This window comes from Clostridium sp. RTP31139st1_H3_RTP31139_211217 (genome assembly GCF_040227035.1).
GTDB lineage: Bacteria > Bacillota > Clostridia > Clostridiales > Clostridiaceae > Clostridium > Clostridium saudiense.
Genome location: NZ_JBCOAB010000077.1, coordinates 1 through 10,533, shown reverse-complemented (window position 1 = coordinate 10,533; position 10,533 = coordinate 1). Strand labels below are relative to the sequence as shown.

11 protein-coding genes and 1 pseudogene are annotated in these 10,533 nt (G+C 25.1%); 9 read left to right on the top strand and 3 right to left on the bottom strand.

Annotated elements, in window-relative coordinates:
- Positions 1–213 precede the first annotated feature (213 nt).
- Positions 214–630, bottom strand: a pseudogene (locus ABUA17_RS17900) (transposase); the annotation flags it as partial.
- 67 nt (positions 631–697) lie between these two features.
- Between ABUA17_RS17900 and ABUA17_RS17895 the strand changes: the two are divergent.
- From ABUA17_RS17895 to ABUA17_RS17860, 8 genes are all read left to right on the top strand, one after another.
- A complete protein-coding gene (locus ABUA17_RS17895) occupies positions 698–1,078 on the top strand; it encodes a hypothetical protein (RefSeq protein ID WP_207743388.1) in 381 nt (126 codons plus the stop codon).
- 13 nt (positions 1,079–1,091) lie between these two features.
- Positions 1,092–2,285: a YgiT-type zinc finger protein gene (locus tag ABUA17_RS17890; RefSeq protein WP_055277907.1), complete on the top strand. Its 1,194-nt coding sequence runs from the start codon at positions 1,092–1,094 to the stop codon at positions 2,283–2,285.
- A gap of 399 nt (positions 2,286–2,684) precedes the next feature.
- The gene (locus tag ABUA17_RS17885) at positions 2,685–3,065 is read left to right on the top strand and encodes a hypothetical protein (protein ID WP_042402972.1); all 381 of its coding nucleotides are present in this window, start codon (positions 2,685–2,687) and stop codon (positions 3,063–3,065) included.
- A 188-nt stretch (positions 3,066–3,253) separates the two neighbouring features.
- On the top strand, positions 3,254–3,937 hold the full coding sequence (locus tag ABUA17_RS17880) for a response regulator transcription factor (protein ID WP_042402969.1): 684 nt from the start codon (positions 3,254–3,256) through the stop codon (positions 3,935–3,937).
- A complete protein-coding gene (locus ABUA17_RS17875) occupies positions 3,930–5,075 on the top strand; it encodes a sensor histidine kinase (protein WP_154821394.1) in 1,146 nt (381 codons plus the stop codon). The genes ABUA17_RS17880 and ABUA17_RS17875 overlap by 8 nt, the downstream gene beginning before the upstream one ends.
- Positions 5,076–5,409: 334 nt before the next feature.
- Entirely contained in the window at positions 5,410–5,673 is a 264-nt protein-coding gene (locus tag ABUA17_RS17870; protein ID WP_195951846.1) for a hypothetical protein, read from the top strand.
- Between the two features lie 118 nt (positions 5,674–5,791).
- Positions 5,792–6,109, top strand: coding sequence for a hypothetical protein (locus ABUA17_RS17865; protein WP_195951845.1), 318 nt, complete (start codon positions 5,792–5,794; stop codon positions 6,107–6,109).
- 23 nt (positions 6,110–6,132) lie between these two features.
- Positions 6,133–6,843, top strand: coding sequence for a CPBP family intramembrane glutamic endopeptidase (locus ABUA17_RS17860; RefSeq protein WP_195951844.1), 711 nt, complete (start codon positions 6,133–6,135; stop codon positions 6,841–6,843).
- Positions 6,844–7,342: 499 nt separating this feature from the next.
- Here the strand turns inward: ABUA17_RS17860 and ABUA17_RS17855 are convergent, their stop codons facing one another.
- Together ABUA17_RS17855 and ABUA17_RS17850 are read right to left on the bottom strand one after the other, a co-directional pair.
- Complete coding sequence (locus ABUA17_RS17855; protein ID WP_195951843.1) at positions 7,343–9,259, bottom strand: insertion element protein; 1,917 nt, start codon at positions 9,257–9,259, stop codon at positions 7,343–7,345.
- Complete coding sequence (locus ABUA17_RS17850) at positions 9,234–9,506, bottom strand: hypothetical protein (RefSeq protein ID WP_195951842.1); 273 nt, start codon at positions 9,504–9,506, stop codon at positions 9,234–9,236. The genes ABUA17_RS17855 and ABUA17_RS17850 overlap by 26 nt, the downstream gene beginning before the upstream one ends.
- Positions 9,507–10,343: 837 nt before the next feature.
- Here ABUA17_RS17850 and ABUA17_RS17845 point away from each other — a divergent pair.
- A complete protein-coding gene (locus ABUA17_RS17845; protein WP_156327497.1) occupies positions 10,344–10,487 on the top strand; it encodes a hypothetical protein in 144 nt (47 codons plus the stop codon).
- The last annotated feature ends 46 nt before the right edge of the window (positions 10,488–10,533 follow it).

The window sequence follows — 10,533 nt, the reverse complement described above, 5'->3', positions numbered from 1 at the left end:
TAATTTATTGTACAAAAAAAGACTCTATATAGATAGATACTCTTTTTTTGAGTGTCTACTATATAGGGTCCATTTTAAAAAAAATCTGTTAGCGATAGTTCCTTTTATATACTTTTATAAAATTTAAGGGATATTTTATGATATGGATAGATATTATTTAAAAATAGACGCACTTTAATAAAGCTAACAGAAAAAACTTGAAAAATTTAACTATTAAGCTTCTTTTAGCGCAAACAAATGCTTACCAGTTCGGTTATATTGTATTTTATTATGTAATTTATTAACATTATGAGCAATAGCAAGTAGAATACTTTCTGCTAAAACATTCTTTTGACCACGACACATAAATCTTTTGAAATTCATATCATGTTTTACTTGTGCAAAAGATCCTTCTGCTTGAATACTTCTATTCATTCTAAGTAAAATACCTTCATCTGTAATAATTCTTTCTAAATCTTCTTTCCTTTGTCGATTAAACTTTTTTGAAGTTTCAAATTTTTTAGTTCTTTTCTCCAATGGAATTTTAGAATTATTTCCTTTAATGCATTGACTCTTATAGTTGCAATTACTACAGTCCTCACATATATAAATTGCCTTTACACTTTCATATCCAGTTTTAGAGATTGATTTTGTAGATGCAATTAAGTATATAGTAAATATAATAAAGATAATATTAGATTATAAAATTTCAATAAAAATGATAGCATTGATAATTATATTGTTATACATAGTATTAAGAATATACATTAAGGTATTGGAGATAAAAGAAGAACAAAATCCCAAGTGGATAAATTATACAAAAGATACCTATAAAGGATGGTATTTTAAATGGGAATACAGTAAATATTATGATACCTATAGTATAAAAAATCTTAGAACAATATGTGAATGTGGTTGTGGATTAAGTAATAAGAGAAGACATCATAATATATATTACTCAAATGGGATTTTAGTATGTCCAAAGTGTGATAGAAGTTATGATTCTATAGGTGAAGATGTAATTAAGGACTTTAAAACTATCTTATATCATAATATAGAAACTGATAATTATAATACTGCATATGACGTTAGTCATTAAATAAGGGGGAGCTATGAGAAGCATAACATATGAACAGTTTTATGAAGAGAATAAAGATTATACTACAGATATATGTAAAGAGTGTAATTCTAAGTTAGAATTAGTATTAAAAAAGTATGAAATAGAAATTGACATGAGAACTTTGATTATAGAAGATTTTCCACAGTTAGAATGTCAAAGTTGTGGAAAGAAGTTTTTATCAGAGCATTCTAAAAAGATAGTAGCAGAAGGGTATTATGAGCTATTGCGTAGAGGTAACACAAAGGTTATTTCAAAACCACGAAATCTTAATAAAAGATATTCTTTTTGCGAGGAAATAAACTTTAAATACGATTATAGAGATTATGATAATATAACGGGACTTCATGCGCTTATGGGAGATGGTTTTTTAGCTCCAGTTTTTTTTAATAAAGAGTGTTTAATATACTTTATGCATCATCCAGAATATACGTTAAGCATATTTTCAGAAACATATGGAGTTTTGGGATATAAAGATGAATTTGAAATACCATTTGGTATAAATACAAATAAAAAGGTTGTTTTTTGGTTGGGAGATTTAGATAAGTTAGATAGCGCAACACAAAATTATTTAAAGATAAATAATATTGAATCAGACCATAGAATTATTGATTCAGAGTTTTATGATGCACAGTTAAAGGTTATTTGGAGTGACCCAATTATAGAAAGACAAATAATAAATTTAAGAAATAAAATGTATGATACATTAAAGCAAAAACATTCATTGGATTTACATCATTTAGATAAAGAAGTCATTAATGAAATAGAAAATATAAACAAGCCTATAACATATAGTGATTTAGAAGTGAAACCTGTAATAAGTGCTTTACATAAAATATTGATTGAAGCTGTTAATATATCTAATTTTAAAAATTACTATGAAAACAATGTAGGAAAAAAAGATAAAAACTATAAGCAATGGAAATCAATAAAATATTATCAGTTTATATTAAGTCAGTATATTTCAGATGAAGATGAATTGAGAAAAATAATAGCTCCATTATACTTATTAAATGATTTAAGAATTATATACTTCCATTTAGTATCAACAGATGAAGTTGAAAAATTAAAAAATAATATTGTAAGTAGTCTTAGTATAAATAGGTTTGATGAAACAGAGATTATGTATAATAAACTTATGGAAGGTTTAAAGGCGTTATTTGTTAAATTTAATGAGGTTATAGAATAGGTTTAAAAGAAGGAATATACAAAGCTATATATTCCTTCTAAAGTTTAACTACGAACGGCAGTCATCACATGCTGAGACGGTAGTAAGGTTAGTTAAGTAATATAGACATTTATAAAAGTTTATATGTATTAAAAAATATATCTTTCCACCTATTTTCCACCGTAAATGTGAGTTGGGTGGAAAGATATTTATTTATTACCGCTAGGTATATTCACCAAGAAGCTCCCACTTCTATAATTGGAGAGTAGTTCACAAATAATATATAAATATTTTTAAAAATTAACGATGATTTTACATTGGATTTGTTATCATAAAAACATAGAAGAGATAACCTAAGAAATAAAATAATTAATAAATTAAGTTATCAGAAAAGTTTTATGTAAGGAAGGATGATAAGATATGAAAAAATCATTAATATTTGGAGTATTAGCGCTAACAATAGTAGGTTTATTAAGTTTTGCTGGAGGAAGAGCAAGTAATAGTGTAGCAAGCAAATCAAGCAATAATAAAACTGAAAGTTCATATAATAGTAACAAAAATACCAATAATGGTGTTGATAAAGTAGTAAATAGTAATCAATATAATAATTCTTATAATAATTCAATTAGTAATTCAAATAATTATCAAGGAAGTAATGATGATATTTCTTTTGAATTAAGTGAAGAGGATTTAGCAAACCTTAAAAATGGGTTAAGCTTAACAGTTGATGGAAAAAATGTAGAAGTAACTGGTTTTGATGAAAAATTCAGAGAAGAAGTAAAGGCAGCAGGTTTTGAATAAATAAAATAAAAAATAATAAAATTAATAATAATAATAATAATAAACTCCTTGTAGTATAATTAAAATTTGTATATTATAATTATTAACAAATAGGGCTATCGCATTAAGAATAAATAGTACAATATATGGTGTATAATTTTTCAGGGTGCGATAGCTCCATTTTATTTATAAAATAGGAGGAATATGTGATGAAATTATTAATTGTAGAAGATGAAGCTGATATAGTACATGCTCTACAAAGAGGATTAAAAAATGAAGGTTATGCCGTTGATGTAGCAATGGATGGAGAAGATGCTTTAGATTTTTTAAGTTTAAATACATATGATTTATTGGTTTTAGATATAAATTTGCCAAAGGTAGATGGATTTTATATATTAAAAAAGCTTAGAGAAAAAGATATAAACACAAGAGTAATAATTGTATCTGCAAATAGAGAAATTGAGGATAGAATAAAAGGATTAGACTTAGGAGCTAATGATTATTTAGTAAAACCATTTGATTTTTTAGAGTTAACGGCAAGGATAAGAGCTCTTTTGAGAAGAGAGTTTGAAAGTAAACCTTCAATTTTAAAAGAGGGAAAGTTATCTATAGACGTATCTAAACACAAAGTTACATATGATGATATAGTTCTTAATTTAACATTGAAAGAATATTCACTTTTAAAATATCTAGTTCAAAATAAAGATAAAGTTATAAGTTCCGAAGAATTGATAAATCATGTTTGGGATGAAAATACAGACCCATTTACAACAGTAATAAGAGTTCATGTATATTCTCTTAGAAAAAAATTAACAGCTGTTAGTTGTAATGAAAATATGATTAAAACAATTAAAGGAGTTGGATATTTATTTGGAGGTATAACTAGTGAATAATATAAAAATAAAGTTAAAATGGAAACTTACATTATTTACTGTATTAATAATGACAATAACTAGTGGAATTCTTCTTTTTAGTATTAATTATGATGTAAGGCATACAGTTCCACAGCTAAAAGGAATAATTAATTCAAATACAGAAGATATTAAAATAGATTTAAATGGTGATTTTAAAGATGAAATTGATAAGATATCAATAGAATCAGCTATAGAAGAGACAACATCAAGAATTTATTGGTTTTCAATAATTGCATTTATTTTAGTAGTAACTATTGGTGGAATGTGCACTTATTTTGTAGTAAATAATGCTTTAATTCCAATTGTAGAATTAAATAAAAATATAAAAAAAATAAATGAGGATAATTTAAATTCCAATTTAAGTATTAAGGGAGCAAATGATGAAATTAAAGAACTTACAATTTCTTTTAATAAAATGATAGCAAAATTAGAAAATGCATTTGCATCACAAAAAAGGTTTAATTCTAGTGTGGCACATGAGTTAAAAACTCCATTAGCAGTAATTAAAACAAATATAGATGTTTTAAAAAGCAGTAATTGTAAAAGTTTAGAGGAATATGATAAAACTTTGGCGGTTGTAGAAAAGTCTATATTAAAGATGAATTTAATAATAGAAACATTATTAGATATAATAAGACAGGAAAATGCACCTTTAAATGAAATTGTTAGCATAGATGAGATATTAGAAGATATAGTTGATGATTTATCTATTATTGCCAATAAAAAAAATATAAAATTAAAATTAAATTCATATAATATAAAAAATAAAATAAAGGGAAATGAAATTATGTTATATAGGGCATTTTATAATGTAATTGAAAATTCTATTAAATATAACAAAATTAATGGAAGTATAGATATATTATGTTATCAAGATCTAAATACTATTGAAGTAAAAGTAATAGATACTGGAAGTGGTATAAAGGAAGAGGATTATGATGAAATTTTTAAACCCTTTTATAGATGTGAAGGAATTAATAGTTATTCAAAAAATGGAATTGGATTAGGATTATCATTAACTCAATCGGTAATAAAACTTCATGGTGGAGAAATTAATGTAAAAAGTAAATTAAATGAAGGAACAGAATTTACTTTTATTTTACCATATATAGTTTAAAATAAATAATATAAATAATTAAGATTGCATAAAATGAATTTAAAAAATATGTATTTTATCAACGGGTTCCGTTTTGAGGTGCAAAGATATAAAATCTCATAACAAATCACAGTTATAATCACATACTAAATCACGTAATAAATCACTAAGATTCTAAATCATTTATTTGATTTAGAATCTTTTATTATATATATTAATAATAGAAGGAATATTTAGAATTAAATAGAAAATTATGTTATAATAGTATCAAACTATAATATAAACGATTGTATTGTTATACGAATAAAGTATTCATTTAAATAAGTTTATAAAAATAAAAGGGGGAAAAGTTTTTATGATATTTATTTGGAATAGAAAAGAGGTTTATAACGGATTTTCTATAGATGACTTTAATAGAATTAAGGATATTTTATCAGAAAGAGAAATAAAATATGATTTTAGAACAGTTAATAGAACCACATCATCTGCATTTGATAGCACTCGTGGAAGAATTGGTAGTATGGGTGAAAATCTAAAGTATTCTTATGAATATTATATATATGTCAACAAAGACAATTATGATGAGGCGGTATTTTTAATTAATAATTACAATAAGTAAATATAGTAAAAGTATATATAATAACAGATTTAAATTATGATGAGTAACTTTAAAGTAAAACGAGATAATGTAATAAATTATTCATAAAAGTTTAAATATAATTTGAGGGGAGAAATTTATGAGACAAATGAACAATTCTAAAAAAATTGGTATAGGAAGTATTTCATTAATACTTTCAATTTTGGGAGGAATGTTTTCACTTACTGCTTGGGATGGCAAATATTTAGGAGAACATATTTTAAGCTCAATTAATATAACCTTTCCGTTCCAAGGAATGTTATTAGTTACATTAATCTCTTTAGTTATATTATTAATCTCTTTATTTATAGGATATAAATATAAGAATGACTACTTTGCAAAATCAGGACGAGTTATAGCTGAAGTATTTATTTCATTAATAGTTGTTTTAGTATTAGTGAATCTGATAATATTTTAAGAGTTTAGGAGTGAATATATTATATGAAAAATATACTCAATAAATGTGACAACGAGTTACGTGTTAGTAAAGTTGATGGATTTTTAGCTGTATTTATGATTGGTTATGTATTTTTTTCTACAGCTATAGGTAGGTACATAGTATTTGATTTAGCATTATGGGATAAATTTGCAAGTTATTTTAATAATAGATTATTTGCAAAATTTTTATTTCAGATTCCACTAAGTTTTTTTGAAGTATTCCCTATTTTTATTATATTGAAGTATAGAAAACAAAGTCTAAAATCAATAGGTTTTAATAAAAACCAGATATTAAAGCAAATAATTATAGGTGTAATACTGTATATACCACTATACTTAATATTATTAATTTTAAATTGGAAATCAGGTATTAATATTAACTTAGACTCAATGTCAATTTGGAGTTTCTTATATATGTTGATTGAAATCGCACTTGTAGAAGAAATTATTTTCAGGGGGTTTCTTCAACAAAGACTACAAGGATTGATAAAAAATAAATATGTAAATTTATTGGTGGTAGCTTTTGTCTTTGGAATCATTCATATACCTTTTATATTAGCTCAAAGTAATCTTACTTTTGTTCAGGTTTTTATATTAGTAATTCCTAAAATGATTATGCATATTTATTTTGTAGGTATATATAAGGCTGGAAATAATAGTGTACTATCAGCTACTATAGCTCATGGAGTAAATAATTTTATTGCAACTTTATAATAAAAAATTACAATAAAACTCCAAATCACTTAGTAGATTCAATAAACAATCTTAAAGTATTGCGGTTTAAAAGGATGTATGTAGTGAATATAGGGTAAAAAGTATAATCAAGAATATCTAAACCTTATAATTAAAGACTTTGAGTTTGGTTATATAATCAAATTTCATAATCAAACTTTAAATATTAAGAACTAAAATACACCTGCTAAATCAATTTAATTTGATATAGTAGGTGTATTTCTTTATATTGCCTTAAAAACTTACTATACAGACTGTAACGATACATATAGACCCTTTTAACCCATGATTATATTGTTATATACAATACCTTAAATATTCACATATTCTAACAATAAAAAAGGTACTACATCTTCAAATGTAATACCTTTTTAATAGTTTGATTATAAATTTTCTACCATAGATGTCCCTTGGACATCCTTTTATGTTAGAGTTATTTGTATTTTTTTTAAGCCTAAATTTACAATATTTCGCATTATACTTATTTAAAATATAGTATATCCTCTATTTTATATTTCTTTTTTGCTATCCCAAGTCTCATAGCAGGAGTTATTTCCTCACCTTTATATTTATAAGTCTCACAGAAGTTTAAATATGTTCTTAGAATAGTTATCATGTATTGAGCATATTTAGGGTTAAAATTAGCATATATATAACTTTTCCCTTCCCCTCTGCCACCTGACAATGGTCTTTCTAATATTGATACCTTTCTTCTTATCTGATTGAAAAAAGTATTTATAGACCTCAAATCTATTTTGTACATTATCTCTGCTAATTCATAACAATTAAGGTTAGATAAATCTGTAACACAATTAATATATCTATTTCCTTCATCCTTATAAGGAAATGGATGAGGGATAGAATTATTAGTTCCAACAACATAATCTTTTCCGTTAATTGTTTCTGTTGTATATATATCATTATTAAATATAGTATGAGCCAATAGGTCTATTGCTGATTTACCTAAACCTTCTTTTAAATTATTAGCCTCTTGCCATAATTTAATATTTTCTTTATGAGTTAAATATTGTTTATATGCCTCATTCTTATCTAATTCTTTATCAACCTTGCAGGTAAAAATATGAGTATCTTTCTTTGAAACACCTTCGTTATGTATCCTTAAAAGAGAAGTCAATAGAGCAGTATCTTCATCTGTAACTATAAATAATTTATCAACGTTCAATGAGTTATTTATTAGCCAATGATGTGCATAAGTAGTGTATGTTGAATTAACATGAAACCCATCTATATATGATTTTCTAACTTCTAAATCTCTTAAAAAAAGTTCCAATTCACTTAAAGCAGAATCGGTAGTTGTTTTAGATACTTTATATTTACTTGTCTTTTGCAAATATGTATTCAACTTATCTTCCTTATATTTTATATAGTCATTTTTAATTTCGTTTACGGATGTAGTAAAATCAAAAGCAACATCTGCTCTAAATATATATCTACTTCTCGAATCTGTAGTCGCTATAATGCTTGTAGGAAACAATGGCTTCTCTTTTTCCAAAATAGAATTTTTACCATGTCCCCTTTTTCTAACATTGTTAAGATGATAAGTGAATTTATCTGTGTTAAGCCATAACGTATCGAAATGAGTGTTCTTTAATTTCTTATCTTCATATCTCTCAAGAAATTCTAAACACCTTCTATATAACCACTCTAATTTATTGTAGTAAGTGCTACTGCCAATATTTAATATTTCACATATTCTTGTTACAGGAGTTCTGCTTAATATTAGTTTCATAAATAGAGGGAGTATATCATTCTTCTTTTGATAATAAGTAAAACATTCTTTCTGCTCTGGTAAGACATTTGCAATTTTTTTGCATAATTTACACTGATACTTTTGAGAGTTGCTTGAACTTTTACCACGTCTATAAAAACTATTAGGATTATCAAACGGATTTAAATCTTTTTCGCAACAATCTTCTTTATGGAATATATAATATGGCTCAATAGGAACTGTAGTGTTAATATCTATTAACCTTTTAATTTCTTCTGCCATTGCCCAATTTGAATAAGGAGCCGCATAACTTATTATTACAGGTTTATCAATCGTATCATCATTAATATCACTACACTTTATTGATTTAAAAGTCTTTCCTGTAATCATATATCGAGAAGGCTTCCCTTTTAGGTTATTATACTTGAATTGCTCTTTACCATACCATTTACAAAAAGGATTAGCACAAAAGTTAGTTTGAATGTTATAAGACTTTTTATCAACAACTAATTCTACTGGGCTATATAGAAGGTATCCATATTTTCTCGAAAACTCCATCTTTGATAAAGTGGCATAGTCTATTTCCCTCTCATTAACTTCTTCTTGAGTAATAGGTGGAATAACTTTTACGTTACTAACAGTTTTATCTGACAATCTCTTTAGTTTCATTATCTTTCAACTCCGAATCGCTAATGGTATCATACAATGAAGCAAGTATTTTCTTATTGTATCTTTGCTTATTAACCCATTCTATAAAATCAATATCTTCTAATAGGTTTAATAAAAACATATCCAGTATTTCTTCTTGGCTATATTGAGTGTATTTAGAGTAATGCTCTAATATGGCAAGTGTTCTTGTTGATAATTCCAAAGAAACCTTTTTCTTATTTTCTTTTTTAGGTTTTATATACTTCACCTCCGCAACTCCTTTCTTTTAGGTATAAATCACATATGTATTCACATATAAAATCACATACCTATTCACAAAGATAATAAAACTATTATTTTTTTATTTTATATGTGATTTGCCCTGTGATTTACTATGTGATTTTAAATCAATTATATATTATAATTATTCCCTAAAATAAGCAATATAAACAATTTAATAAAAAAAATCACATGTGAATCTTAGTGTGATTTCACATGTGATTTTAATTGAGATTTTAACTTGATTAGCAACTTTTGCACCCCAAAACGGAACCCGTTGGTATTTTATGCAGTCTTTAATTTTAGTATTAATTTTAATTGATTAAATTTATTTTATAATTAAGGAAATGGTTTAAGCTAGCTATAATTATTTATTATAGTTTTTCAGTATAGCATTTACATTAAAATTTGCTAAATATATAATTATGATGTTAATTAATAAAATATACATATAATATAATTTTTATATTAAGTAAATTATAAATAGATAAACTAAAAAGACATAAGGATGAATAGGCATGAAATCATTAAAGATTGCTTGTACCGAAAGAACTAGAAGTTATTTTTTCACAGATAGAGAAACTATATAAGTTGGTACAACGGATTACACTGATGTAACAGTTGCTGTAGTTAATGAAAGTGATATAGAAGGAATAAATGACATATATAATACTAAATTTGGAGTATCAATATTTGTATTAAAAGAAACTGAGAATATTAGTGATGAAATTAAAGATAAGGTAAATAAGATAATAAATATATAACAAAAGAAGAACAAGAAAATTGGTATGAAAAATATAAAAATAATATAAATGATAAGATGTTTATGATTTATTATGATGAAATTCCAGTTGGAACTATAGCTTTATATAATATTGATTTTGAAAATAATATAGCTGAATTTGGTAGACTATTAATAGGTAATACAATTTTTAGAGGGACGAATTGTCAAGCTAAGTGCAACACTTAGCTTGTTCTTCGTTAAATGCTTCTAACGGTGTCTTGTATCCAAGACA

What these genes read in the sequence shown, in the direction of transcription:
- ABUA17_RS17895 (WP_207743388.1), top strand. Translation starts at nt 698, where the DNA reads ATGATAGCATTGATAATTATATTGTTATACATAGTATTAAGAATATAC.
- ABUA17_RS17890 (WP_055277907.1), top strand. Translation starts at nt 1,092, where the DNA reads ATGAGAAGCATAACATATGAACAGTTTTATGAAGAGAATAAAGATTAT.
- ABUA17_RS17885 (WP_042402972.1), top strand. Translation starts at nt 2,685, where the DNA reads ATGAAAAAATCATTAATATTTGGAGTATTAGCGCTAACAATAGTAGGT.
- ABUA17_RS17880 (WP_042402969.1), top strand. Translation starts at nt 3,254, where the DNA reads ATGAAATTATTAATTGTAGAAGATGAAGCTGATATAGTACATGCTCTA.
- ABUA17_RS17870 (WP_195951846.1), top strand. Translation starts at nt 5,410, where the DNA reads ATGATATTTATTTGGAATAGAAAAGAGGTTTATAACGGATTTTCTATA.
- ABUA17_RS17865 (WP_195951845.1), top strand. Translation starts at nt 5,792, where the DNA reads ATGAGACAAATGAACAATTCTAAAAAAATTGGTATAGGAAGTATTTCA.
- ABUA17_RS17860 (WP_195951844.1), top strand. Translation starts at nt 6,133, where the DNA reads ATGAAAAATATACTCAATAAATGTGACAACGAGTTACGTGTTAGTAAA.
- ABUA17_RS17855 (WP_195951843.1), bottom strand. Translation starts at nt 9,259, where the DNA reads ATGAAACTAAAGAGATTGTCAGATAAAACTGTTAGTAACGTAAAAGTT.
- ABUA17_RS17845 (WP_156327497.1), top strand. Translation starts at nt 10,344, where the DNA reads ATGATTTATTATGATGAAATTCCAGTTGGAACTATAGCTTTATATAAT.